Below are 24,315 nucleotides of genomic sequence, written 5' to 3'. Positions count from 1 at the left end.
GGAGGCTGAGACCCGGTGACCGAAACGAACGACAGCACCGTCCAGGCGGCCGGCTGTGTCCTGTGGCGCCGCTCCCCGTTCGACGGGGGGCTGGAGCTCTGTCTGGTCCACCGGCCGAAGTACGACGACTGGTCCCACCCCAAGGGGAAGCTCAAGCGCGGCGAGGAAGCGCTCGCCGGCGCCCTGCGCGAGGTCGCCGAGGAGACGGGGTACTCCGCCGAGCCCGGCGCCCGGCTGCCGACCCTGTGCTATCTCGCCAACGGCCGCCCGAAGCAGGTCCGCTACTGGGCCGCCGAGGCGGTGTCCGGCGCGTTCGCCCCGAACCACGAGGTCGACCGCATCCTGTGGCTCTCCCCCACCGCGGCCCGCGGCCGCCTCACCCAGCCCCGCGACCGGACCCTGGTCGACGATCTGCTGGTGACCGTGCGGCCCGCCTGACCCGGCGCCGCCCGGAAGGAGAGCGGCTCAGCCGCCCGGGAGGAGAACGGCTCAGCCGCCCGCCACATGCCCCTCCGCGTCCGTGCGGGCCATGCTCCGCGCCCGGCGGGCCGGCCCGCGCCAGCCGCAGGAGCAGCGAGCCACACAGAAATGCCCCTGTTCGGTCGTCGTCGTGCGATGTCCCGGCAGATCCCTGACGAGATCCGGCCCCTCATGCTGCGCCACACCGAGCACGTTACCGACTCTCGGTAAAGGGCTCGTATGCCGCCCGGGGGACCCCGGCCCGCGCGTGACCGGCGTCACCCGCCCGTCGTTAGCCGAAACGACGAGCGGCCCGTGACGGACGTACCGGCTGGGGGTAGGCAGGCGATGGCGGCAAGGCAGCGGTGGCACGGCCGGACGACGGGCACGACCGCCGTGGCGGGGCTCGTGGCCTGGGTCTGTGTCGGGGCCACCGGATGTTCCTGGAGCGGCGCCGCCGCCGAGGACGGGCGCGGTGCGGGCGATCCCGTGGAGACGCTGCGGCACGCCGCCGACCGGCTGGTGGACGCGGGCAGTTCGCAGGCCCGCACGTCGATGGAGATGGCCACCGGCGGCACCCGCGTGACCATCCGGGGCGAGGGCGTCTACGACTACCGCAGGCAGCTCGGGCGGCTGAAGGTGCTGCTGCCGCAGGACCCGGCCGGGCAGAGCGAGCACCGCCCCATCACGGAGCTTCTCGCGCCGGGTGCCCTGTTCATGAAGAACCGGGGCGCGGGAGTGCCGGACGACAAGTGGGTCCGGGTCGAGACGACGGGTCTGTCGGACGGGAACCTGGTGACGGGCGGCGCCACCGATCCGTATGCCGCCGCCGAGGTGCTGCGCGGGACGCGGGCGGCCACCTATCTGGGCCGGACCGAGGTCGCGGGGACCAGCGTGCGGCACTACCGCGGCACCGCCGACCTGAACGCGGCGGCCGCGCGCGCCTCGGCGGGCGGGCGGGGCCCGCTGCGGGCGGCGGCGAAAGGGTTCGCCACGGCCGAGGTGCCGTTCGACGTCTACCTCGACGACCAGGGGCGCATCCGCAAGATCCGGCAGCGGTTCAGCTTCGTCAACGGGCGGCAGAAGGACGCCGTGGCGGTCACGTCGACGGCGCTGCTCTACGATTTCGGGGCCCCGGCGGACGTACGGCTGCCGGCGCCCGGGGACATCTACGCGGGGCGGATCGCCGAGGAGTGAGGCGTGAGGACTAGCCCGTCCGTGCCATGCGCGGTGTGTAGGCCGCTCCCTACTCTAGGAAGTCGGTGACGACAGAGGTGAGGTGACGCGCGTGGCTCCGGGCGGCGGTACGGCAGTTCAGGATCACGTGGCCCTCGCCGAGATCGAACTGTGCGGGGAGCTGATCATCGCGGCGTCGGCCGCCGAGGACCGGCTCAGCCTGGAGAGCATCGACGAGGTGCTGCGGGTGGCGGAGGAACGCGCCGCCTACGGCCGCTGAGGCCAGGCCGCCGGGCCTCGGGCCGGTGAGCGGTCCTCGGGCCGGTGAGCGATCCTCGGCCGGTGAGAACCGGCCATACGCGCGGCACCTCTCAGGTGCGCAGCAGCCGCCCGATCGCCTTCGTCGCCTCTTCCACCTTGGCGTCGACCTCGGCACCGCCCTTGACGGCGGCGTCGGCGACGCAGTGGCGCAGGTGCTCCTCCAGGAGTTGCAGGGCGAAGGACTGCAGGGCCTTGGTGGAGGCGGACACCTGGGTGAGTATGTCGATGCAGTAGACGTCCTCGTCGACCATGCGTTGCAGACCCCGGATCTGGCCCTCGATCCGACGCAGTCGCTTGAGGTGCTCGTCCTTCTGCTTGTGGTATCCGTGCACGGGCGCTTCCGGCACGGCTGCCGCGGAGGGCGCCGTCGCGCCGGCCTCGGTGGTCGTCATCGCGTCCTCCTGCTGACTGATACCCCTGGTGGGTATATGGTAACGAACTTTGCTGGGTATAGGGCCCTTGCCCGTGGCGGGTGCCGGACCCCGTGATGATCGTTCTGCCTGATGGGCGACACTGGGGGACGGCCCATTAGCCGTGGCCGGATGATGCGCCTAGCATCAGCCTGACCGAAACCGATGCATCCCGAGGACCCCACGTGCGCTTTCGTCTGACCCCCAGGGAGACGAGCTTCTATGACATGTTTGCCGCGTCCGCGGACAACATCGTCACGGGCTCGAAACTCCTGATGGAACTGCTCGGGGCGGACGCTTCCGCTCGGGCCGAGATCGCAGAGCGTATGCGGGCCGCGGAACACGCCGGTGACGACGCCACACACGCGATCTTCCATCAACTGAACTCCTCGTTCATCACGCCCTTCGACCGCGAGGACATCTACTCGCTCGCCTCGTCCCTCGACGACATCATGGACTTCATGGAGGAGGCCGTCGACCTGGTCGTCCTCTACAACGTGGAGGAACTGCCCAAGGGTGTCGAGCAGCAGATCGAGGTGCTGGCGCGGGCCGCGGACCTGACCGCGGAGGCCATGCCCAACCTGCGCACCATGCAGAACCTGACCGAGTACTGGATCGAGGTCAACCGCCTGGAGAACCAGGCGGACCAGATCCACCGCAAGCTGCTGGCCCATCTCTTCAACGGTAAGTACGACGCGATCGAGGTGCTGAAGCTCAAGCAGATCGTGGACGTACTGGAGGAGGCGGCGGACGCCTTCGAGCACGTCGCCAACACGGTGGAGACCATCGCGGTCAAGGAGTCCTGAGCTAGTTCATGGACACCTTCGCCCTGGTCGTGACCATCGCGGTCGCGCTCTTCTTCACCTACACCAACGGCTTCCACGACTCCGCCAACGCGATCGCCACCTCCGTCTCGACCCGGGCACTGACGCCCCGCGCCGCTCTCGCCATGGCCGCGGTCATGAACCTCGCCGGTGCCTTCCTCGGCAGCGGGGTCGCCAAGACCGTCAGCGAAGGCATCATCCAGACCCCCGAGGGCTCGAAGGGAATGGGCATCCTCTTCGCGGCGCTGGTCGGGGCGATCACCTGGAACCTGGTCACCTGGTACTTCGGCCTGCCCTCGTCCTCCTCGCACGCGCTGTTCGGCGGCATGGTCGGCGCGGCCCTCGCGGGCGGTACGACGGTCTACTGGAGCGGGGTGCTCGACAAGATCGTGATCCCGATGTTCCTGTCCCCGATCGTGGGCCTGATCGTCGGCTACCTGGTCATGACCGCGATCATGTGGATCTTCCGGAAGGCCAACCCGCACAAGGCCAAGCGCGGTTTCCGCATCGCGCAGACCGTCTCGGCGGCGGGCATGGCCCTCGGGCACGGCCTCCAGGACGCCCAGAAGACGATGGGCATCGTGGTGATGGCGCTGGTCATCGCCGACGTCGAGGACTACAGCGACCCGATCCCGGTCTGGGTCAAGCTGGTCTGCGCGGTGATGCTGTCGCTGGGCACGTACGCCGGCGGCTGGCGCATCATGCGCACCCTCGGCCGCAAGATCATCGAGCTCGACCCGCCGCAGGGGTTCGCGGCGGAGACGACCGGTGCGTCGATCATGTTCACCACGGCGTTCCTCTTCAAGGCGCCGATCTCCACGACCCACGTCATCACCTCGGCCATCATGGGCGTCGGCGCGACGAAGCGCGTGAACGCGGTGCGGTGGGGCGTCGCCAAGAACATCGTCCTCGGCTGGTTCATCACGATGCCGGCAGCGGCACTGGTCGCGGCGGCGAGCTTCTGGCTCGTGAACTTGGCGTTCTTGTAGCACGGGGCCGCGCGCCTGGCGCGAACGACTCGGTCCGGTGCGGGACGACGCGAAGGACTCCGTCAGGTGCGCTTACGGCGCGGACGACTCGGTGCGGGCGCGTACGGCGCGGAGGACTCGGTCCGGCGCGGGTACAGCGCGGACGGCAAGGTCCGCTGCGAGTACGGCGGGACGGCAAGGTCCGCTGCGAGTACGGCGGGACGGCAAGGTCCGGTGCGAGTACGGCGGGACGGCAAGGTCCGGTGCGAGTACGGGGGACGACTCGGTCCGGTGCGGGTAAGGGGGGAGGCCGCGCAACCCGGCGCCCACGGGGTGCCGCCGCGCCCACCCGTGCCGCCCCAGCGGCACAACTGCCCGCGGCTCTGGTCGACAGCGACCCGGACAACACGGGTCAGCGGCAATACCCACAGCTTTCCCGACACCGCCAGCCGCGTTGCTCACAACTCTGCCGACGGCAATGCGGACAACGCCGGCCAGCGGCAATCCAGCCCGTCCGGCGCTTGAGGACGAGGCCGTCCAGGCCGAACAGGGTCCGGGGCAGAGCCCCAGGGACCGGGGACGAGGCGCGGCCCCGGGGACGGCGATGGGCCCGCCCCCCGGGAGCCAGGGGGCGGGCCCTTTTTTGCCTCACGGTGGCACCGCCATGCAGCACCGCAAGGGGTCATACAGACCGGTCGGCCTAGCCGAAGCGACCCGAGATGTAGTCCTCGGTGGCCTGCACCGACGGGTTGGAGAAGATCCGCTCCGTGTCGTCGATCTCGATCAGCCGGCCGGGCTGACCGACCGCCGACAGGTTGAAGAACGCCGTACGGTCCGAGACACGCGCGGCCTGCTGCATGTTGTGCGTCACGATGACGATCGTGAAGCGCTCCTTGAGCTCACCGATGAGGTCCTCGATGGCGAGCGTGGAGATCGGGTCGAGCGCCGAGCAGGGCTCGTCCATGAGCAGGACCTTCGGCTCGACCGCGATCGCGCGGGCGATGCACAGCCGCTGCTGCTGACCACCGGACAGACCCGAACCGGGCTTGTTCAGACGGTCCTTGACCTCGTTCCAGAGGTTCGCGCCCTTGAGCGACTTCTCCACGACGTCGCTCAGCTGGCTCTTCTTGTAGTTGCCGTTCAGGCGCAGACCCGCCGCCACGTTGTCGAAGATCGACATGGTGGGGAAGGGGTTCGGCCGCTGGAACACCATGCCGATCTCACGCCGCACCGACACCGGGTCGATGTGGGCGCCGTAGAGGTCCTCGTCGTCCAGCAGCACCTTGCCCTCGACCCGGCCGCCCGAGGTGACCTCGTGCATACGGTTGAGCGTGCGCAGGAACGTCGACTTGCCACAGCCCGACGGGCCGATGAAGGCCGTCACCGAGCGCGGCTCGACCGTCATCGAGATGTCTTCGATCGCCTTGTGGGAGCCGTAGTAGGCGGTGAGTCCGCTTACGTCGATTCGCTTGGACATGACTACTTCACTTCCAGAATCTTCAGTCGCCGAGGGCCGCGTCAGCGACCGGTCTTCGGGGCCTTCCAGCGGGCGATGCCGCGGGCCACCAGGTTCAGGATCATCACGAAGGCGATCAGCGTCAGCGACGCCGCCCAGGCCCTGTCGTACGCCGCACTCGAACCAGCGCTCTGCGAGTACTGCTGGTAGATGTACAGCGGCAGCGAGGCCTGCGCACCCTCGAAGGGGTTGGCGTTGATGAACGGGTTGCCGAACACCAGCAGCAGCACCGGCGCGGTCTCGCCCGCGATACGGGCCACCGACAGCATGATGCCGGTGGTGATGCCGCCGATCGCGGTCGGAAGGACCACCTTCAGGATCGTGCGCCACTTCGGGATACCCAGCGCGAGGGAGGCCTCGCGCAACTCGTTCGGGACGAGTTTGAGCATCTCCTCGGTGGAGCGCACGACCACCGGCATCATCAGGATCGCCAGTGCGAGCGAGCCGGCGAAGCCGAAGGGCTGCATGTCGAACATCAGCATGAGGCTGAGGATGAACAGACCGGCGACGATCGACGGGATACCCGTCATGACGTCGACGAAGAAGGTGACGGTCCGGGCGAGGTTGCCCCGCCCGTACTCCACCAGGTAGATCGCGGTGAGCACACCGATCGGCGCACCGATCACGGTGGCGAGCCCGACCTGCTCGAGGCTGCCGAGGATGGCGTGGTAGATACCGCCGCCCGGCTCGGAGTCGGCGACCACACCCATGGAGTGGGTCAGGAAGTAGACGTCCAGGACCTTCACACCGCGCTGCACGGTCACCCAGATCAGGGAGACCAGCGGAATCAGGGCGATGAGGAAGGCGACCCAGACGAGCGAGGTGGCGATGCGGTCCTTGGCCTGACGGCGGCCCTCGACGCGCGCGGCGATGACGTACGTGCCGAAGACGAAGAGGAGCGCGGCGATCAGGCCCCACTGGACGCGGCTGTCCAGGCCGGCGCCCAGGCCGATGGCGATCGCGAGGACGACGGAGCCTCCGGCGATGGCCCACGGGGACCAGCTGGGCAGGCTGGCACCGCGCAGGGTGCTGCGCCGCTTGTCGCTGACGACGGCTGCGTGGCTCATGCGTTGGCCCCCGAGTACTCCTTGCGGCGGGCGATGATCATGCGGGCCGCGCCGTTGACCAGCAGGGTGATGACGAACAGGACCAGACCGGAGGCGATGAGCGCGTCACGGCCGAATTCCGTCGCCTCACTGAACTTGCTGGCGATGTTCTGGGCGAACGTTCCGCCGCCCGGGTTGAGCAGGCTGGCCTGGATGTCGAAGCTCGGCGAGAGCACCGTGGCGACGGCGATCGTCTCACCGAGCGCACGGCCGAGGCCGAGCATCGAGGCCGAGATGACGCCGGAGCGGCCGAACGGCAGGACGGACATCCGGATGACTTCCCAGCGCGTGGCGCCGAGAGCCAGAGCCGCTTCCTCGTGCATCTGCGGGACCTGGCGGAAGACCTCGCGGCTCACGTTGGTGATGATCGGAAGGATCATGATCGCGAGCAGGATGCCGACGGTGAGCATCGAGCGGGGCGCGCCCTCGTCCCAGGAGAAGACGCCGGTCCAGCCGAAGAACTCGTTCAGCCAGCCGAACAGGCCGTTCATGTGCGGTACGAGGATCAGGGCGCCCCAGAGGCCGTACACGATCGACGGCACGGCGGCGAGCAGGTCGATCACGTACCCGATGGTGCCGCCGAGCTTGCGCGGCGCGTAGTGCGTGATGAACAGCGCGATGGCGACAGCGATCGGGACGGCGATGACCATGGCGACGAGCGAGGAGACGACCGTGCCGAAGGCCAGCACCGCGATGCCGAAGGCCGGCGGCTGAAGGCCGGTGTTCCACTCGAAGGCGGTGAGGAAGTTGGCGTCGTCCTTGCTGATCGCGAGGGAAGCGCGGTAGGCGAGGAAGGCGGCGATCGCGCCCATGATCACGAGCAGCAGGATGCCCGACCCACGGGACAGACCGAGGAAGATTCGGTCACCGGGCCGGGTGGCGCCACGTGTGGCGCGCTTGCGCTGAGCCTCGGAGGGCCGGGGCGTCGGGGGTGGAACGTGTGTGTTCTGTGTAGATATATCCATCGGGTTTCTCCGGTCTGCGGAGCCACTCGGTCGGAGCAGCTCGGCGGAGCCGTCCGTACCTACGGCGGCTCCTGGCGGCGGTGCACCGGACGGCGCGGTCCGGTCCCGGGCTCCCAGGACCGGACCGCGCCTTCAGATCAGCTCAGGCCCTCGATGGTGGTGCGGACCTTGGCGTTGATTTCGGCCGGGATGGGCGCGTAGTCGATGCCGGAGAGGACACCCTGGCCCTGCTCGCTGGCGATGTAGCGGAGGAACGCCTTCGTGGCGGGAAGGGTGTCCGCCTTGTTGCCCTTGTCACAGACGATCTCGTACGTGACCAGGGTAAGCGGGTAGGCGCCGTCAGCCTTGGTGGCGTAGTTCAGCTTGAGCGACAGGTCGCTGCCCGTGCCGACGACCTTGGCGTCCGCGATGGCCTTGGTGGAGCCCTCGGAGGAGGCCTTCACCGGGGCGGAGGCGCCGGTGTCGACGGAGACCGTGCCCAGACCGTCCTTGGCGTAGGACAGCTCCATGTAGCCGATGGCACCGTTGGTCTGCTTGACGCCCGCGGCGACACCGGAGGAACCGGACGCCGACTGGCCGCCCTTGGCCTGCCAGGCCTTACCGCCGGAGTACTTCCAGTTGTCCGGGGTGGTGGCGATCAGGTACTTGGTGAAGTTGTCCGTGGTGCCGGACTCGTCCGAGCGGTGGAACGCCTGGATCTTCAGGTCGGGGAGCTTGGCGCTGGGGTTCAGCTTCTTGATCGCGGCGTCGTTCCACTTGGCGATCTTGCCATCGAAGATCTTCGCGATGGTCGGAGCGTCGAGGACGAGGTCCTCCACGCCGTCCAGCTTGTACGCCACGGCGATGGGGCCGCCGACCATCGGGAGGTCGATGCCGGTGCCGTCCTTGCAGACCGACTTCGAGGCGGTGACCTCTTCGGGCTTCAGCGCGGAGTCGGAACCGGCGAAGGCGACCTGGCCCTGCGTGAACGCGGTGACGCCGGCGCCGGAGCCGCCGCCCTTGTAGTTGATCTGAACGCCGTTGCAGGCCGCGGTGAACTGCTTGACCCACGCGTCGATGGCGTTCTTCTGAGCGGAGGAGCCGTCGGCGAGGAGCTGACCCTTGGCGTCGTCACACTTGATGCTGCTGGCGTCCGTGGTGGCGGAGGCGCTGCTGCCACCGGTGCCGCTGCTGGTGTCGTCCGAGCCGCACGCCGTGAGGGCCAGGGCGCCAGAGACGGCGAGAGCGCCGAGAGCGAGAGCCCGCCGGTTCATGCGCTGAAGCTTCACTTGAGGAAATTCCTTCCAGGAGCCGTCGGCCTGTCCGACGGCGTGCGTTGACTGATCGATGAGAGGCGCAGATGAACTGTGCGTCCCGCATCGGGTAAGGCCGAAATTAGGCAGATCAGGTGAAGCCGCCTACGGCCACAGGTGAACGGAGGGTGAACCCCTGAGGGCGGTGTGGTTAGGTCACGGAATGCTCACAGGGAGAACACGTGGAGGTCCCGACGATATGCCCGTTCATGCCCGTCTCCGCCGCACGGTGTGACATGCGGCTCCACCGTCCTGCCAGGGGAACCTTTCGCCCGGGGCACTCGTCTCGTCCGACGAGAAACCGGCAGGAGGCCACATGGAACGGCGTACGTTCATAGCAGGCGGCACGGCCGCGATAGCGGCGGTCGTGACGGCCGGGTGCAAAGGCGGGGAAACGGGGTCGTCCGCGGCCTCGCAGGGCACTCCACCCCCGACCACCGGAGCCTCCGTCGGAGCCTCCGCCACCCCCTCTCTCCGCACCACGGCCGCGTCCGTCCCCGCGAACTGGACCGCGCTCGCCCACGACCTGGACGGCATCCTGGTCCGCCCCGGCGACGCCAAGTGGCAGACGGCCCACCAGCTCTACAACACCCGCTTCGACACCCTGAAGCCGACGGCGGTCGCCTATGTCGCCCACGCCGACGACATCCGCACGACCCTCGCCTACGCCCGCGCCCACCACCTTCAGGTCGCGATCCGCAACGGCGGCCACTCCTACGCGGGCTGGTCCTCCGGCGACGGCCGCCTGATCGTCGACGTCTCCAAGCTCAACCGGGTCCGCAGCAGCGGCAGCACCGCGGTCGTCGGCGCGGGCGCCAAGCTGATCGACGTCTACCGCGGGCTCGCCGCGAAGGGCGTGACGATCCCGGCGGGCTCGTGCCCGACCGTGGGCGTCTCCGGTCTGGTGCTGGGCGGCGGCCATGGCGTGGCCTCGCGCGCGTACGGCCTGACCTGCGACAGCCTCACCCAGGCGACCCTGATCACCGCCGACGGCAAGCAGCTGACCGCCAACGCCACCGAGAACAAGGACCTCTTCTGGGCCCTGCGCGGCGCGGGCAACGGCAACTTCGGCGTCGTCACCGAACTCCAGTTCCGCACCCACGCCGCCCCCCAGGCCGTCACCGGATACCTGACCTGGCCGTGGGCCAAGGCGGCCGCGGTGATCAAGGCCTGGCAGGAGTGGGGACCGTCCCAGCCGGACGAGATCTGGTCCTCGCTGCACCTGGAGAACGGCAGCGGCACCCCCAAGATCTCCGTCGCGGCCTTCTCCCTCGGCACGTACGGCGAGCTCCAGAACGCGGTCGACCGTCTCGCCGACCGGGTCGGCGCCCCGGCGAGCAGCGTCTCGCTCCGCCGCCGCGGCTACGAGGAGGCGATGGAGATCTACGCGGGCTGCTCCTCCTTCGCCACCGACCCCCAGTGCCATCTGCCGGGCTCGACCCCGGGCCGCTCCCCGCAGGGCGCGCTGGGCCGCGAGACGTACGCGGCGCGCTCGGACTTCTTCGACCGCTCCCTGTCCACGGCCGGCATCCAGACCCTGCTCACCCAGATCAGCTCGGCCCGCGGCGGCGCCGGCAGCATCGCGCTCACCGCCCTCGGCGGCGCGGTCAACCGGGTCTCGCCCACCGCGACGGCCTTCGTGCACCGCCGCTCACGCATGCTGGCGCAGTACATAGCCTCCTGGGGAGCCGGGTCCTCGGGCAGCACGGCCCAGTCCTGGCTGACGACGGCCCACCGCGCGATGAAGCCCTACGCCTCGGGCGCGGCCTACCAGAACTACACGGACCCGACCCTGACGGACTGGCGCAAGGCGTACTACGGCCAGGCGGCGACGCGTCTGGCCAAGCTGAAGAAGCAGTACGACCCGAATCGTTTCTTCACCTACCCGCAGGCGCTGTAGCCAACGGCCCGCGAGCGCCACGCCCACCCGCTCGCGGGCCCCCGAAGCCGACGGCACGCGGGCCCCCACACTCAACCGCTCCCCAGACACCTGTGCACGTACGCCCGCGGGCTGCTCTCCAGACGCCTCTACGACCGCGACCTCCAGGACAGCTGCTCGCGCCCCCTAGGAAAGCTGGTCGCGGTCGCCCCTGGACGACTGCCCCGCAGCGCTGAGAAGCCACCGTGCGCCTGCGCCCAACCGCTGTAGACAGCCCAGCTCAGGGCACCTCCGCGCCTGCGCCGTAGACCGCCCCCGGCCCTCGCCACCTGCGCCGCAGACCGTTCCAGGCCCCCGCCTGCGCCGCTACGACCCCCAGCCCCGACCCGCCTGCGCCGCAAACGCTCCCAGGGCCCCCGCCCCCAGTCGCCGCAGGCGCCGCAGCCGTGCTCAAGCCGCGAGGTCGCGTTCCTCTGTTCCGGTCGTGGGCGCGCTGCGCGCACCCGGGACCACCGCGTCCCCGCCGTCCCCCGGCGACCGCCGCCGAATCAGGCGTCCGGCCCTCGGCGCCTGCTCCACGGCCTTCACCACCGGGGTGAGCATCAGCGTGGCCAGCGGCGACAGCAGCAGGGCCACCGCCGTGCCGAGCGCGAAGCCGCCGACGACGTCGGTCGGGTAGTGCACGCCCATGTACACGCGGCAGAACCCTTCCAGCAGCGCCAGCCCGATCCCGGCGAGCCCGAACCGCCGGTTCGCGACGAACAGCCCGACGCCCATCGCCATGGTGATCGTCGCGTGGTCGCTCACGAAGGAGTAGTCGGTCTTGCCGGAGACGAGGACATCGAGTCCCTGGTGGTCGCGGAAGGGCCGAGGCCGCTCCACGAACCCCCGTATCGGCACGTTCACCAGCACCGCGATGCCCGCCGCAAGCGGCGCCCAGACCAGCCCGGCCACGGTCGGGGCGGCTTCGTCCCCGCCCCGACGGCGCACGGTCCACCAGCACCAGATCACCAGCACCACCATGGCGGCCAGCAGCCCGTACTCGCCGACGAGCTCGACCCCGCGGTCGAACCAGTGCGGCGCGTCCTTGGCGAGACCGTTGATGTCGTAGAGCAGGTCGACGTCGGGGTTCGACCCGGATTCAGCGAGTCCAGCCATGGCGCTGTGGCCCCTTCGTCGTTCTCCCGGGCGCACTTCACGTGCGCCGCTGCTGCCCACCCCCGTGGTCCGTGGATCCGTTTCCGTTCCGCCGCGCGCACCCGCGCACGTGACACGTGCCGACTCCCGCCGGCGGGGCTACCCCCACAGGAACGCACGGCCCCGCTCAGTACGTTCCACACTCCACCGAATGATCACGCAGACGTTATCGAAGAGAGATACATCGCCGCAGCTCAGGGGGTGGGTTCACGCTCGGTTCATACCGTGGTCGGCAGCGCTTTCGCGCCATCTTCGGTGACCCGCGTGGCACCGAAGTACTCGGACGTGTCGATCGGGTCGAACCGGATCACGGCACCCGTTCTCGGCGCGTCGATCATGTACCCGCCACCCACGTAGATCCCCACGTGGTGGATGGCCCGCGAATCGGTGAGGTCGTGGGAGAAGAACACCAGGTCCCCGGGGAGCAGTTCGGAGCGCTTGGGGTGCGGCCCGGCGTTGTACTGGTCGTTGGCGACCCGAGGCAGCGTGATCCCCACGCTCGCGTAGGAGGCCTTGGTCAGCCCCGAGCAGTCGAACCGTCCGCCCTGGTCAGCGGTGCCGTTGCCGCCCCAGAGATAGGGGGTGCCGAGCTTCTTCTGCGCGTAGTAGATGGCTCCCGCGGCCTGCTTCGACGGATCGACCCGGCTGACCGGCGCGGCGAAGGAGTCCTCCAGCGTCGTGATCGTCTTCACGTAGTTCCGGGTCTCCCGGTACGGCGGGACGCCCCCGTACTTGATGACCGCGTAGGCCCCCGCGTTGTACGCGGCGAGCATGTTGTCCGTGGCGTTCCCCGGCACGTCCTTCACGTACGACGCGAGTTGGCAGTCGTACGAAGCGGCCGACGGAATCGCGTCATTCGGATCCCACACGTCGCGGTCGCCGTCCCCGTCCCCGTCGATGCCGTGGGTGGCCCACGTCCCGGGGATGAATTGCGCTATCCCCTGCGCGGCGGCCGGGCTCTTGGCACTCGGGTTGAACCCGCTCTCCTGGTAGAGCTGGGCGGCGAGCAGCGCCGGGTTGAGCGCCGGGCACAGGTTGCCCCACCTCTGCACGAGCGTCTGGTACGCGGCGGGCACGGCCCCCTTGGCCAGCGCCCTGGCTCCGCCGCCCACCCCGCCCGCGAGGTTCCCGGCGACGACGTACACCGCGATGACGAGCACCATCACGAAGGCGAGACCGGCACCGCCGACAGCGGTGACCACGACCCACGTCTTACGCACCGTCAACCGCCCCTCACCGACCGGGAGTCCGCCCACGTCAGTGTAGAGGCGGCCCCGCCACAGCGGGGTGATCATGGCCAAGGTCGACGCGTCCGCGCGCGTCGGCGGCTAGAAACCGCTCACCGCGTCCTCGTACAACTCCCGGGCCTCGCTCCCGAACACCACGCTGTACGAGATGTCGGCGGTGTTCCCGCCCCGCTCGTGGCCGCCGAGCACGCCGACGAGCTGGCGGTCACCGTTCACCCAGGGGCTGCCGCTGGTGCCACCGCTGAACTCGGGGCAGCCGACGCGCTGTTGGCGGGACCCGAGCGCGGTGGGCTTGTCGGTGCAGCTGACGGGCACCTCGCGGGCGTCGGGATACCCGGTGAGGGTCACCGCGGTCGCGCCGGTGGCCACCCCCGCGGCGAACCGGTTGGCACCGACGACATCCTCGACCCGCTTCTCGCCCTTCCCGCCGCCGGCACCCTCGTCTCCCCCGGCTCCCCCGGCTCCCGCACCTCCCGCGCCCGCTTCATCCCCCTGCCGCTCGACGACGGCGAAGGCGACGTCACTGTCCTCGCCCCGCACGTCGGCCGGTCCGTCGCCCGGTACGTCGCCCGGTACGTCGCCCCGCCCGTCGGCCCACACGTCCGGCAGGAACCGCCGCCGGACCGTCCACACCCCGTAGGGCGCCTCGCCGTCCCGGTACCCCGGTACGAAGACGAACGCCCCGCTCCTCCCGGCGAGACAGTGCGCCGCCGTGACGATGAGGTCGCGGTCCGGGCTGTGCACCACGGAGGCGGTGCAGAAGTGTCCGCCGACGAGTCCTGCGGCCCGCCCGGCGGGGAAGAGCGCCCCGACCCGGGCGGCGGGCCCGGTCGCCGTCGCGACGGCGGTCACCCCGAGAGGACCGGTCCCGTCGCCCGCGGCCGCCGTCGAGGCCGACGCGGCGGCCAGCAGCACGAGCGCGCCGAGCAGCGCGTGCCTACGGGTGCCCAGGATGCCGAGCGTGCGCTTCACCGGGCCCACCTTGACCCATGAAGGCGGCCGGGGAGAAGGCCCGGAGTGGGACGGCCGGTCGCCCAACCCGCCCCCGGGGACCGGGTTCAGGCCCCCACGCCCACCGCGAACCGCACACCCGTCAGCTCCTGCGACGCCTCCCACAGCCGCCGTGCCGTCACCGGGTCGCTCGCCGCGGCCGTCCGCCCGACCAGCGTCGGGACGCCCCGCATCTCCGCCAGACCGCTCGGACCGACGTAACTCGCGCCGGGCAGGTCCCGCGTGGCGGCGTACAGCGTGGGCAGGGCACCCGCCCGGTCGTCCTGGGCCAGGAACCGGTTGCCGACCGTCATGGCCACCCGGGCGAAGGGGTTCGACACCCGGCCCTGGAGGTTCGTGGCGGCCCAGCCCGGGTGGGCCGCGAGGGCCCGGACCGGTGAGCCGGACTCGGTCAGCCGGCGCTGGAGTTCCAGGGTGAACAGGAGGTTGGCCAGTTTGGACTGGGCGTAGGCGCGCTGCGGGGTGTAACGCCCGGTCAGGTCGAGGTCGTCGAAGTGGATGCCGTCCGCCATGCGGTGCGCGCCGGAGGCGACGGTGACGACGCGATCCGTGAGGTGGGGCAGGAGGAGATTCGTCAGCGCGAAGTGTCCGAGGTGGTTGGTGCCGAACTGCATCTCGAAGCCGTCCTTCGTGCGCAGTTCCGGCAGCATCATCACGCCCGCGTTGTTGACCAGCAGGTCCAGCGGGCCCGTCCACGACGCGGCGAACTCCCGTACCGAGGCCAGGTCCGCGAGGTCCAGCCGGCGCACCTCCGTGGAGCCGCGCACGGCCGCCGCCGCGGCCCGGCCGCGCTCCGGGTCCCGTACGGCGAACACGACGTGCGCACCGGCCCCGGCCAGCGCCTCCGCGGCGGCGCGGCCGATGCCGCTGTTGGCGCCGGTGACGACGGCGATGCGGCCGGACAGGTCGGGAAGGTCGAGGGCAGGGCCACCCCGCGCCTTCTTGCCGTTCTCGTCGATCTTCTCGTTCTTGCTCTGATTCCGGGTCTTCATGTGGTCAGCCATGCCGCCAATGTAGGCGGCGACAACAATGATGTCAACGACAACATTGTTGGCAGTGCCATCTATGCTGACAGTGACAACATCGGGATACGATGGTGCGCATGCCCCAGCGCCCCTACCACCACGGAGACCTGCGCACCGCGCTCCTCGACAGCGCCGAGCGGACCCTGCGCGAGCGGGGGACGGCCGCGCTGTCCCTGCGCGAACTGGCCCGCGAGACCGGTGTGAGCCACGCCGCCCCCGGCCGGCACTTCAAGGACAAGCAGGCCCTGCTCGACGCCCTCGCGCTCTCCGGGTACGAGCGGCTGGCCCAGTCCCTGGAGGCCGCCGACGACCCCGCGCTGCCGCTCGAACCACGGCTGACCGCGCTGGCCCGGGCGTATCTGGGCTTCGCCGTCGGCAACGCCGCGCTGCTGGAGCTGATGTACGCGCGCAAGCACGACACCGACCTCTCCGAGCAGCTGGCCTCGGCCGTCGACCGGTCGGTGGGCTCCTTCGAGCGGCTGATCTCCGGCGCCCAGCAGCGGGGCGAGATCGTCGAGGGCGACTCCGGGCACATCACCCTCGTCGCGGCCGCCGGCATCCAGGGCCTGGCCGCGTTCACCGCCAACGGCAGCCTCGACCCGGAGGTCGCCCTGGCCGGCGTGGACGAGTACGTGCACCACGTCCTGCACGGCCTCAAGCCCCGCTGACCCAGGCCCGGTTGGAGCCCCCGGCGTCGCCACCGCGGACCGGGGGGTCGACGAGGGCGGGCGCGACGAGCACCCGGCGGCCCTCAGGCCGACCGGGACGCCCCGGAGGGAAACGCGGCCCACGTCGACTGACGCACAGTCACCACCGCACGCCACCAGCGGCCGTGAGGTCCCGTCCGCCGTACCCGATAACCTTCATCCCGAGAACATCGACGCGAAAAAGGGACAACGACGGAACCACACCACAGGTTCCGCTCCGACTTCATTGCCCGGCGTGACCAGGCGTGATACACAGAGTGACCATACGGCCCTTCGCCAGGTGTTCGTACGAAACCCGCCAACCAATGACGCCAAGTCGACATACGACAGCGCCATTGTCGGCGACAATGAGGCCTGACCTCTGCACACCGCAGGGGCCCTCGGAACTACCCACCAGGGGCGGTGACTTACATGCTCTTTGCGGCCGACAAGGGAGACATCAACACCATCATCGGCGGGATCGCTCCGGACTGGGGCCCCTTCGGCAGCCTGGGCAACGAGGCCAAGGTGATGATCGAGGTCGTGATGGCGGTCGCCATCCTGCTCTGCCTCGGCATCGCCGTATGGGGCGCCGCCAAGCAGCGCATCGGCGCGACGGCTCTGCGCGACACCTTCAGCGCGGAACAGGGCAAGGGCCTCATCATCGCCGGCCTCACGGGCGTCTTCATCATCGGCTCACTCGGCACGCTGTTCACCATCGTGTACGGCATGGCCGTCTAGCCCCGCTCCTCCCGGGCGCGCCCGGTCCCACCTCCACCCCACCCGCCCGTCGTGCCCACCGGCTGAGGTTGCGTTTCCCTGATGTCGAGTCACCACACCGCGCCCGCGCGGAAACCAGCGCGGCTACCGTCGTACTTCCATGCTTTTCGGTACGAGGCCGAGGGGGCGTACGCGACATGAGCCTCGGGGACGATCACGGCTACGGCGACACCACGCGCACCGGTGCCGACGGCGGCTACGGGGGCAGCGGCCAGACCCGCACCCGCCTGCCCGACGGCGACCCCTACGGGGGCGCCCGACGCGGCGGCCGCTCCTCCTCCCGGAGCCTGGTCACGGTGGTCGGCGTGGTGGTGCTGCTCGTCGCGGCGATCGCCTTCGCCAACCGTGGAGGAGACGACCCCGCGGACACCGACGGCAGCGGAACGGCAAGCGCGGGCGACAGCCGACCCCGGACGTCGTCGACCGCGGCGAGCGGCACGAAGCCGGTGGAGTCGAGGGCGGGCGGGATCCCCTCGGGGTTCGCCGACACCCAGCAGGGCGCCCAGTCCGCCGCGGCGAACTACTCCGTGGCCCTCGGCTCGACCGGCATGTTCCGCAAGGACAGCCGGCACGCCTTCGTCGACGCCCTCTACACCTCCGGAGCGGCCACCCGGCTCCAGGCCCCGATGGACCGGGCCTACTCGGCCGACTTCCTCGGCAAGCTCGGGCTCGACGCCAACGGCAAGGCCCCGCAAGGCAGCACGTTCGTCTCCCGGGTGATCCCGGTGGGCACGACCGTCCACGCGTACGGCAACACCACCGCCAAGGTCGCGGTCTGGTGCATGGGGCTCATCGGGATGTCGGGGGACGACTCCACCGACCCCGTCACCTCCACCTGGAAGACCTGGACGTTCGACCTGCAGTGGTCCGGCGGCGACTGGAAGATCACCGCGGACTCCCAGCAGGACGGCCCCGCCCCGGTCCCGGGCGACGACCAGGCCGCCAGCTCCGACGAGATCAGCAAGGCCATCGAGGAGTACGGAGGGTTCACGTATGCCCGGTAACGCGCACCGCGTGCTCAGGCTCGCCGGAATCGTCACGGCCGTACAGACGTCGGCCGTGCTGCTGGCGACCCGCGCCTTCGCCGCGCCCACACCCAGCCCGTCGCCGTCACCCTCGGGCTCGCCGTCGCCGTCCGGGAACAGCGACTGCCGTCTCATCGTGGGCGACGCCAAGAAGTACTGCGAACGCGGCAACGCCCCCTCCGGCAGCACCGCCCCCAGCACCACCGACACCCTCGACCCCCTCTCCTCCCTCGCCAAGGGCTGTGCCGACGCCGCGTCCTGGACCGTCGACAAGCTCAGCGAGGCCGTGAAGGACACCGCGAACGTCGACTTCACGAACCCCAAGTTCCTTCAGCAGTACGCGGTCGTCTTCGCCGCGTCGACCGTCCTGACGCTGCTGCTGTGGCTGCTGGCGGTCGCCAAGCGGGCCGTGCGCGGGGTCCCCCTGACCACCGCCATCTCCGAGGCCGTCGGCTTCCTCTGGCTCACCGTGCTGGCCTCCGCCTTCACCCCGCTGATCCTCTACACGGTCGTCTCGGCGACCGACGGCATCACCGAGGTCCTCGCGAAGACCACCGGCAACCAGACCGACTCGTTCTTCGGCAACTTCTCCAGCGCCCTCGCCAAGGGCGAGAACATCGGCGGCGGCCCGATCATGCTGATCGTGGTGTCCCTCGTCTCCATCCTCGCCGCCGGCGTCCTGTGGCTCGAGCTGGTCATCCGCGCCGCGCTCCTCTACGTCGGCGCCCTCCTCGGCACCGTCGTCTACGCCGGCATGGTCGACAAGAACCTGTGGGGCCACGTCCGCCGCTGGGCCGGGATCATGATCGCCGTGATCCTGGTCAAACCGGTCATCGTCATCGTGCTCGGCCTCGCCGGCGCCCTGTCCACCGACGAAGGCCCCGACGCCTTCTCCGCCGTGGTCTCCGGTCTCGCGATCATCCTGCTCGCCATCTTCGCCAGCGCGATGATCTACCGCTTCGTCCCCGGCTTCGGCGACGAGATCGCCAACTCCCGCAACAACCGCATCATGCAGGGCGCCGAGGGCAAGGCCGCGGCCGTCATGAGCTCCCCGGCGACCCTGGTCGCGCAGGGCATCAAGACGCACAGCACCCGCGCCGACAACAACGGCGGCGGAGGCCAGTCCGGTTCCAACGGCCCCCGCCCGGCCAACCCCGCCTCCGGCGGAGTGGCAGCGCACAGCACGCGCACCCCGAACGGAGGCGGCGGATCTGTCCCCTCCGCCGCACCCGCGCCGCGCTCCCCCAGCAGCCCGGCGAATTCCCCGCACGCCGGCAACACCCGCAACAGCAGTACCAACCGCACGGGAGGTGAAGGGCGTTGACGACCGAGTCCCACCTGTCCCATCCGATCACGCCCCGCCGTTCATATCTGATCGGCCGCGCCCGGCCGAACGCGATCGTCGGCCGCAACCGCGAGTCCGGCGAGATCGCGCTCATCGTCGTCGGCGCGTTCCTCGGCATGATGTGCGGGCTGCTCGTCCCCGTCCTGTCCCTGCGCATCGTGCTGCTGACCGGCTTCCCGATGCTCGCCCTCGCCGCCGTCTACGTGCCGTACAAACAGCGCACGTTCTACCGGTGGTTCGAGGTCAACCGCAGCTACAAGAGGACCCTTCGCCGGGGCACCGCGTACCGCTCCTCCGTCATGGAGGCGGGCACCCGGGTCGACGGACGGGAGATCGAGATCGGGCCGCCGCCCGGCATCGGCCGCATCAGCTGGCTGGCCGCGCCCTTCGGCCCCGACGAGATCGCCGTCCTCCTGCACGCCGACCGACGTACGGTCACCGCGGCGATCGAGATCGAGGGGCCCGGCGTCGGCCTGCGCGACAGCGAGGACCAGGAGGCCCTCGTCGACCGCTTCGGCACGCTCCTCAAGCACGTGGCGAACGGCGACGGCTTCGTCACCCGCCTCCAGATGCTCGCCCGCACCCTCCCCGCCGACCCGGACGCCCACGCCAAGGACGTGTCCGTCCGCGGCGACGAGAAGGCACCGGGATGGCTGACCCAGTCGTACGAGCAGCTCCAGTCGATGGTGTCCACCAGCAGCGAGCAGCACCGCGCCTACCTCGTCGCCTGCATGCACTTCAACCGCGAACTGGCCGCCGAGGCACAGGCCATGGCCCGCACGGCACGCCCCACGGCCGGCCGCAAGCTCGACCGTGACGCGGGACTCGCCGTCGTCATGGCCCGCGAGCTCACCGACATCTGCTCCCGCCTCCAGGAAGCGGACATCCGGGTCCGCCAGCCGCTGGGCCAGGGCCGCCTCGCGTCCCTGATCCACTCCATGTACGACCCGGACCACCCCATGGACCACATCCAGGCGATGACCAAGCGCAACGCCTGGCCGGCCGAGCTCGACGCCATGGAGCCCACCTACCTCCAGGCGAAGACCCGCGAGTCCTCCACCCGCGCCCCCTGGTGCCACGCCACCGCCTGGGTCAAGGAGTGGCCGATGACCCCGGTCGGCGTCAACTTCCTGGCGCCCCTGCTGGTCCACACCCCGGATGTCATCCGCACGGTCGCCGTCACGATGGACCTCGAACCCACCGAGGTCGCCATCGAGCGCATGCTGACGGAGAAGACGAACGACGAGGCGGAGGCGTCCCGCGCCGCCAAGATGAACCGCACCGTCGACCCGCGTGACGTGGCCGCCCACGGCCGCCTCGATCAGCGTGGCGAGGACCTCGCCAGCGGCGCGGCCGGCGTCAACCTGGTCGGCTACATCACCGTCTCCTCCCGCAACCCCGAGGCACTCGCCCGCGACAAGCGGACCATAAGGGCCTCGGCCGGCAAGTCGTATCTGAAACTGGAGTGGTGCGACCGTGAGCACCACCGCGCCTTCGTGAACACACTTCCCTTCGCCACCGGCATTCGGAGGTAGGACCTGATGCGGGATCCGCTGTCCGTCCTCACCGACGCCTTCACGTCCTTCCTCTTCGGGAAGGTCGAGACGACCCGGCTCCCGGTGCGCACCTCGACGGGCCAGGCCCAGGCGGTCTATCTCCCCACCGCCGCCCCCGGCCTCGGCGACTCCGGCGTCATCATCGGCCGCGAGGTCTACTCCGGGAAGGGCTACATCTACGACCCCTTCCAGCTCTACGGCCAGCAGTTGCCGGCCCCCCACTGGCTCGTCCTCGGCGAGTCCGGCAACGGCAAGTCGGCCCTGGAGAAGACGTACGTCCTACGGCAACTGCGCTTCCGCGACCGCCAGGTCGTCGTCCTGGACGCGCAGGGCGAGGACGGGGTCGGCGAATGGAACCTCATCGCCCAGGAGCTGGGAATAACTCCCATCCGCCTGGATCCGACGGCCGCCCTGGACCACGGAATCCGCCTCAACCCGCTCGACCCCTCCATCACGACGACGGGCCAGCTGGCGCTGCTGCGCACCATCATCGAGGTCGCAATGGGCCACGGCCTGGACGAACGCTCCGGCTTCGCCCTCAAGGTCGCCCACGCCTACGTCAACGAGACGGTCGTCGAACGCCAGCCGGTCCTGACCGACATCGTCGAGCAACTGCGCCACCCGGAACCGGAGTCGGCCGAGGCGATGAACGTCGCCATAGACGACGTACGGGCCTGGGGCCTGGACGTCGCCCTGGTCCTGGACCGCCTGGTCGACGGTGACCTGCGCGGCATGTTCGACGGGCCGACGACGGTCGGCATCGACCTGGACGCGCCGCTGATCGTCTTCGACCTCTCCCACATCGACCGCAACTCCATCGCCATGCCGATCCTGATGGCGATCGTCGGCGTCTGGCTCGAACACACCTGGATCCGCCCCGACCGGAAGAAGCGCATCTTCCTGGTCGAGGAGGCCTGGCACATCATCAACAGCCCCTTCGTGGCCCAGCTGTTCCAGCGGCTGCTGAAGTTCGGACGCCGTCTCGGCCTGTCCTTCGTGGCCGTCGTCCACCACCTGTCCGACGTGGTGGACGGAGCGGCGGCGAAGGAGGCTGCGGCCATCCTGAAGATGGCGTCGACCCGGACGATCTACGCCCAGAAGGCCGACGAGGCGAGGGCGACGGGCCGGGTCCTGGGGCTGCCGCGCTGGGCCGTCGAGATCATCCCCACGCTCACCCCCGGCATCGCGGTCTGGGACGTCAACGGCAATGTCCAGGTGGTCAAACACCTGGTCACCGAGACGGAACGCCCGCTGGTCTTCACCGACCGGGCGATGACGGAGTCGTCCAGCGACCTGATCTCCAACGACGACGCGCTGCGCGCCGCCGAACTGGAGGCGGAGGAAAGGGCGGCGGCCTTCATGGAACAGCACCTGAGCGACCTGGACGGCTCGTCCGAGTCGACGGTGGCGTAGAAGGGGTTTCCCTGGCATGAGACCGGACGACCGCCCGAGCTCCGAGGGGGGTATTCCCGACGGCCTGCTGGTCGGGATACTCGCGTTCCTCCTCGGCATGACCCTGCTGGTGTGGTCGGCCACCGGCCTGGCCGGCCTGTTCGCCCACGGCTCCTGGCCCACCGGGGTCACCTTCACCCGTACACCGATGGCCATGCGCCAACTGATCGCCCAGCCGCACGACATGCCCGGTGCCTGGCCGGACACGCCCCCGGCCCACCTCTCCGGATACGGCCTCTTCTGGGGCCTGTTCATCGGCCAGTTGATGGTCCTGCTCGTGCTGACCGTCTTCGTGGTGGGAACGCTGGCCCGCTGGCGCGCGGGCCGCGCGAGAAGACGCGCAGCGGCGGCGGCCGGTGCCCCGGAACCACATGAAGTGCCGGTGCCGCGGGGGCCGGTACGGACGCCGGAGCCCGTACCGGCCGAAGCGGCCGTACCGACCGTGTCGGCGGTGCCTGCCGAGAGGGTCGAGACGGCCGGGTCACAGCCGACGCCCACCCCGACGGTGCCGGTGGGCGGCCCGGAGCCCGTCGCCTCGCTGCTCGCCGTCGAACGACTCGGCGCGTGGGAGCCGAAGCGCGCCGACGGCACGGTCCTCTACGCCACCCCCGAGACCCGTCATGCGACCGCGACCCAGGCCGTGCGCGACGCGGAGGGCGCGACCCTCGTCGTCACCTCGAACCCCGCCCTCTGGCAGGACACGAAGGACGCCCGCGCCAAACTGGGCCCGGTCCACCTCTACGACCCCACCCACCTCTGCGACACCCCGGCCCGCCTGCACTGGTCCCCCACCGCGGGCTGCGAGGAGAAGCAGACCGCGGTGCGGCGAGCCGTCGCCCTCCTCACCCCCGTCCGCCCCACCGCCAAGATCGACCAAGCCGTCAGCGACACCGCCGAAACGCTCCTGCGCAGCTATCTGCACGCCGCCGCGATCGACGGGCGCACCATCCGCCACGTCCACCGCTGGTCCCAGGGCACCCAGATCCAGGACGCGGTACGAACCCTTCGCACGAACCCGAAGGCGGCCCCGGGCTCGGCGGGCGAGCTGGAGGCCGCCCTCACCTCGCATCCCGAACGACGGGACATCGCCCAGGAGTTGGCGAGCCGAGCGCTGTCCTCGCTGTTCACGGTCAACATCCGTGAAGCCTGCACACCGAACCGAACTGACGCGCTCGCGCTGGATTCCTTCCTCGATGAAGGGGGCACGCTTTATGTGGTCGGTGAATCCATCGAGGACCCCCGGACGAACCCCGGCGCGATGCCGCTTCTGACGGCCCTCGTCTCCAGCGTGGTCGAGCGTGGCCGGCGCATGGCCGAACGGTCATCCTCCGGTCGCCTCGACCCACCACTGACGCTCGTCCTGGACGACGTCGCGGCGGTGGCTCCGCTTCCCCAGCTCCCGGAGCTGCTGGCCACCGGAGCGGACCGGGGTCTTCCCACCCTGGCCCTGCTCCGTTCCCGGGAACAGGCCCGTTCCCGCTGGCCCCACCACGAACTCCCGGTGTGACCAGGCCCGCTCACACGGGCGCTACGACGAACTCCACCTCGGACGCACCGGGTGCTGTGGCTGGCCTCCCCAACAGCACGCATCCGCCCGCTCGACCGGAAACCCGGCCCAGTCCCGCGTGCCGGCCTCCTCGACGAGCACGGTCAGCGTCCCGGCCCAGTCCCCGCTCAGCCCCACGGCGACCAACTGCCGCGCTCCGGGCATCCCTTCCGCGGTTCGGCTCCGCGCGTTGCTGCCTAAACGCAGAAAACCCCCGGCCGGTTATCCCGGCCAGGGGTTCTCTCACAATTTGTTCGGCGGCGTCCTACTCTCCCACAGGGTCCCCCCTGCAGTACCATCGGCGCTGAAAGGCTTAGCTTCCGGGTTCGGAATGTAACCGGGCGTTTCCCTCACGCTATAACCACCGAAACACTATGAAACTGACAACCGCACCACCATGTGGCCATGGCGGGGTTGTTCGTGGTTTCAGAACCAACACAGTGGACGCGAGCAACTGAGGACAAGCCCTCGGCCTATTAGTACCGGTCACCTCCACCCATTACTGGGCTTCCAGATCCGGCCTATCAAC

General features: G+C 70.1%; 23 protein-coding genes and 1 rRNA gene. 13 read left to right on the top strand and 11 right to left on the bottom strand.

Going from position 1 to position 24,315, the window contains the following annotated elements; all coding sequences use genetic code 11:
- Positions 1-15 precede the first annotated feature (15 nt).
- Entirely contained in the window at positions 16-438 is a 423-nt protein-coding gene (locus tag ACWCQK_RS17670) for an NUDIX hydrolase (RefSeq protein ID WP_451156063.1), read from the top strand.
- 51 nt (positions 439-489) lie between these two features.
- Here the strand turns inward: ACWCQK_RS17670 and ACWCQK_RS17665 are convergent, their stop codons facing one another.
- The gene (locus ACWCQK_RS17665; protein WP_451156062.1) at positions 490-663 is read right to left on the bottom strand and encodes a hypothetical protein; all 174 of its coding nucleotides are present in this window, start codon (positions 661-663) and stop codon (positions 490-492) included.
- 144 nt (positions 664-807) lie between these two features.
- Here ACWCQK_RS17665 and ACWCQK_RS17660 point away from each other — a divergent pair, with 144 nt between their 5' ends.
- Both ACWCQK_RS17660 and ACWCQK_RS17655 read left to right on the top strand, forming a co-directional pair.
- Complete coding sequence (locus ACWCQK_RS17660; RefSeq protein WP_451156061.1) at positions 808-1,656, top strand: hypothetical protein; 849 nt, start codon at positions 808-810, stop codon at positions 1,654-1,656.
- A gap of 82 nt (positions 1,657-1,738) precedes the next feature.
- Positions 1,739-1,915 (top strand): hypothetical protein, encoded by a 177-nt coding sequence (locus ACWCQK_RS17655; RefSeq protein WP_451156060.1) that lies wholly within the window; start codon positions 1,739-1,741, stop codon positions 1,913-1,915.
- Positions 1,916-2,006: 91 nt separating this feature from the next.
- Here ACWCQK_RS17655 and ACWCQK_RS17650 read toward each other — a convergent pair whose 3' ends face one another.
- Entirely contained in the window at positions 2,007-2,348 is a 342-nt protein-coding gene (locus tag ACWCQK_RS17650; RefSeq protein ID WP_451156059.1) for a metal-sensitive transcriptional regulator, read from the bottom strand.
- 203 nt (positions 2,349-2,551) lie between these two features.
- On the opposite strand from ACWCQK_RS17650, the gene ACWCQK_RS17645 reads away from it, so the two are divergent.
- Entirely contained in the window at positions 2,552-3,172 is a 621-nt protein-coding gene (locus ACWCQK_RS17645) for a DUF47 domain-containing protein (RefSeq protein WP_451156058.1), read from the top strand.
- An 8-nt stretch (positions 3,173-3,180) separates the two neighbouring features.
- A complete protein-coding gene (locus ACWCQK_RS17640; RefSeq protein ID WP_451156057.1) occupies positions 3,181-4,179 on the top strand; it encodes an anion permease in 999 nt (332 codons plus the stop codon).
- Between the two features lie 679 nt (positions 4,180-4,858).
- Here the strand turns inward: ACWCQK_RS17640 and pstB are convergent.
- The 4 genes from pstB to pstS form a co-directional block, all read right to left on the bottom strand.
- Positions 4,859-5,635 carry a phosphate ABC transporter ATP-binding protein PstB gene (gene pstB / locus ACWCQK_RS17635; RefSeq protein WP_451156056.1) on the bottom strand — a complete coding sequence of 259 codons (777 nt, stop codon included), beginning with the start codon at positions 5,633-5,635 and terminating at the stop codon, positions 4,859-4,861.
- Between the two features lie 41 nt (positions 5,636-5,676).
- On the bottom strand, positions 5,677-6,741 hold the full coding sequence (pstA, locus tag ACWCQK_RS17630; RefSeq protein WP_451156055.1) for a phosphate ABC transporter permease PstA: 1,065 nt from the start codon (positions 6,739-6,741) through the stop codon (positions 5,677-5,679).
- Positions 6,738-7,745 (bottom strand): phosphate ABC transporter permease subunit PstC, encoded by a 1,008-nt coding sequence (gene pstC / locus ACWCQK_RS17625; RefSeq protein ID WP_451156054.1) that lies wholly within the window; start codon positions 7,743-7,745, stop codon positions 6,738-6,740. Before pstC ends, pstA begins: the two co-directional genes overlap by 4 nt.
- A gap of 137 nt (positions 7,746-7,882) precedes the next feature.
- Complete coding sequence (gene pstS / locus ACWCQK_RS17620) at positions 7,883-9,013, bottom strand: phosphate ABC transporter substrate-binding protein PstS (protein ID WP_451156053.1); 1,131 nt, start codon at positions 9,011-9,013, stop codon at positions 7,883-7,885.
- 340 nt (positions 9,014-9,353) lie between these two features.
- On the opposite strand from pstS, the gene ACWCQK_RS17615 reads away from it, so the two are divergent.
- A complete protein-coding gene (locus ACWCQK_RS17615; RefSeq protein WP_451156052.1) occupies positions 9,354-10,937 on the top strand; it encodes an FAD-binding oxidoreductase in 1,584 nt (527 codons plus the stop codon).
- 429 nt (positions 10,938-11,366) lie between these two features.
- Here the strand turns inward: ACWCQK_RS17615 and ACWCQK_RS17610 are convergent, their stop codons facing one another.
- The 4 genes from ACWCQK_RS17610 to ACWCQK_RS17595 form a co-directional block, all read right to left on the bottom strand.
- The gene (locus ACWCQK_RS17610; RefSeq protein WP_451156051.1) at positions 11,367-12,074 is read right to left on the bottom strand and encodes a phosphatase PAP2 family protein; all 708 of its coding nucleotides are present in this window, start codon (positions 12,072-12,074) and stop codon (positions 11,367-11,369) included.
- 257 nt (positions 12,075-12,331) lie between these two features.
- Entirely contained in the window at positions 12,332-13,339 is a 1,008-nt protein-coding gene (locus ACWCQK_RS17605; RefSeq protein WP_451156362.1) for a C40 family peptidase, read from the bottom strand.
- A 102-nt stretch (positions 13,340-13,441) separates the two neighbouring features.
- Entirely contained in the window at positions 13,442-14,332 is an 891-nt protein-coding gene (locus tag ACWCQK_RS17600; protein ID WP_451156050.1) for a trypsin-like serine peptidase, read from the bottom strand.
- Positions 14,333-14,418: 86 nt separating this feature from the next.
- Entirely contained in the window at positions 14,419-15,375 is a 957-nt protein-coding gene (locus ACWCQK_RS17595; protein ID WP_451156049.1) for an oxidoreductase, read from the bottom strand.
- An 89-nt stretch (positions 15,376-15,464) separates the two neighbouring features.
- Here ACWCQK_RS17595 and ACWCQK_RS17590 point away from each other — a divergent pair, with 89 nt between their 5' ends.
- The 7 genes from ACWCQK_RS17590 (at position 15,465) to ACWCQK_RS17560 (ending at position 23,747) form a co-directional block, all read left to right on the top strand.
- A complete protein-coding gene (locus ACWCQK_RS17590; RefSeq protein WP_451156048.1) occupies positions 15,465-16,064 on the top strand; it encodes a TetR/AcrR family transcriptional regulator in 600 nt (199 codons plus the stop codon).
- A 450-nt stretch (positions 16,065-16,514) separates the two neighbouring features.
- Positions 16,515-16,823 (top strand): hypothetical protein, encoded by a 309-nt coding sequence (locus ACWCQK_RS17585; RefSeq protein ID WP_014673544.1) that lies wholly within the window; start codon positions 16,515-16,517, stop codon positions 16,821-16,823.
- Between the two features lie 176 nt (positions 16,824-16,999).
- Entirely contained in the window at positions 17,000-17,866 is an 867-nt protein-coding gene (locus ACWCQK_RS17580) for a hypothetical protein (RefSeq protein WP_451156047.1), read from the top strand.
- Positions 17,856-19,211 carry a hypothetical protein gene (locus ACWCQK_RS17575; RefSeq protein ID WP_451156046.1) on the top strand — a complete coding sequence of 452 codons (1,356 nt, stop codon included), beginning with the start codon at positions 17,856-17,858 and terminating at the stop codon, positions 19,209-19,211. Before ACWCQK_RS17580 ends, ACWCQK_RS17575 begins: the two co-directional genes overlap by 11 nt.
- Positions 19,208-20,767: an SCO6880 family protein gene (locus ACWCQK_RS17570; RefSeq protein WP_451156045.1), complete on the top strand. Its 1,560-nt coding sequence runs from the start codon at positions 19,208-19,210 to the stop codon at positions 20,765-20,767. Before ACWCQK_RS17575 ends, ACWCQK_RS17570 begins: the two co-directional genes overlap by 4 nt.
- A 6-nt stretch (positions 20,768-20,773) precedes the next feature.
- On the top strand, positions 20,774-22,201 hold the full coding sequence (locus tag ACWCQK_RS17565) for an ATP-binding protein (protein WP_451156044.1): 1,428 nt from the start codon (positions 20,774-20,776) through the stop codon (positions 22,199-22,201).
- Between the two features lie 16 nt (positions 22,202-22,217).
- Positions 22,218-23,747 carry a type VI secretion protein gene (locus ACWCQK_RS17560; protein WP_451156043.1) on the top strand — a complete coding sequence of 510 codons (1,530 nt, stop codon included), beginning with the start codon at positions 22,218-22,220 and terminating at the stop codon, positions 23,745-23,747.
- A gap of 291 nt (positions 23,748-24,038) precedes the next feature.
- Here ACWCQK_RS17560 and rrf read toward each other — a convergent pair.
- A 5S ribosomal RNA gene (gene rrf, locus ACWCQK_RS17555) occupies positions 24,039-24,155 on the bottom strand.
- Between the last annotated feature and the right edge of the window lie 160 nt (positions 24,156-24,315).

The sequence above is a fragment of the Streptomyces sp. NPDC002306 genome (assembly GCF_053593435.1).
Note: the sequence above shows the minus strand (reverse complement) of the source record. Positions and strands in the feature narration are given on the sequence as shown.

Excerpts from the sequence above, each read along its gene's own strand:
- ACWCQK_RS17585 (WP_014673544.1), top strand. The coding sequence starts at position 16,515 with ATGCTCTTTGCGGCCGACAAGGGAGACATCAACACCATCATCGGCGGG.
- ACWCQK_RS17590 (WP_451156048.1), top strand. The coding sequence starts at position 15,465 with ATGGTGCGCATGCCCCAGCGCCCCTACCACCACGGAGACCTGCGCACC.
- pstB (WP_451156056.1), bottom strand. The coding sequence starts at position 5,635 with ATGTCCAAGCGAATCGACGTAAGCGGACTCACCGCCTACTACGGCTCC.
- ACWCQK_RS17610 (WP_451156051.1), bottom strand. The coding sequence starts at position 12,074 with ATGGCTGGACTCGCTGAATCCGGGTCGAACCCCGACGTCGACCTGCTC.
- ACWCQK_RS17660 (WP_451156061.1), top strand. The coding sequence starts at position 808 with ATGGCGGCAAGGCAGCGGTGGCACGGCCGGACGACGGGCACGACCGCC.
- ACWCQK_RS17650 (WP_451156059.1), bottom strand. The coding sequence starts at position 2,348 with ATGACGACCACCGAGGCCGGCGCGACGGCGCCCTCCGCGGCAGCCGTG.
- pstA (WP_451156055.1), bottom strand. The coding sequence starts at position 6,741 with ATGAGCCACGCAGCCGTCGTCAGCGACAAGCGGCGCAGCACCCTGCGC.
- ACWCQK_RS17575 (WP_451156046.1), top strand. The coding sequence starts at position 17,856 with ATGCCCGGTAACGCGCACCGCGTGCTCAGGCTCGCCGGAATCGTCACG.
- ACWCQK_RS17560 (WP_451156043.1), top strand. The coding sequence starts at position 22,218 with ATGAGACCGGACGACCGCCCGAGCTCCGAGGGGGGTATTCCCGACGGC.
- ACWCQK_RS17640 (WP_451156057.1), top strand. The coding sequence starts at position 3,181 with ATGGACACCTTCGCCCTGGTCGTGACCATCGCGGTCGCGCTCTTCTTC.
- ACWCQK_RS17565 (WP_451156044.1), top strand. The coding sequence starts at position 20,774 with ATGCGGGATCCGCTGTCCGTCCTCACCGACGCCTTCACGTCCTTCCTC.
- ACWCQK_RS17615 (WP_451156052.1), top strand. The coding sequence starts at position 9,354 with ATGGAACGGCGTACGTTCATAGCAGGCGGCACGGCCGCGATAGCGGCG.
- ACWCQK_RS17595 (WP_451156049.1), bottom strand. The coding sequence starts at position 15,375 with ATGGCTGACCACATGAAGACCCGGAATCAGAGCAAGAACGAGAAGATC.
- ACWCQK_RS17580 (WP_451156047.1), top strand. The coding sequence starts at position 17,000 with ATGAGCCTCGGGGACGATCACGGCTACGGCGACACCACGCGCACCGGT.
- pstC (WP_451156054.1), bottom strand. The coding sequence starts at position 7,745 with ATGGATATATCTACACAGAACACACACGTTCCACCCCCGACGCCCCGG.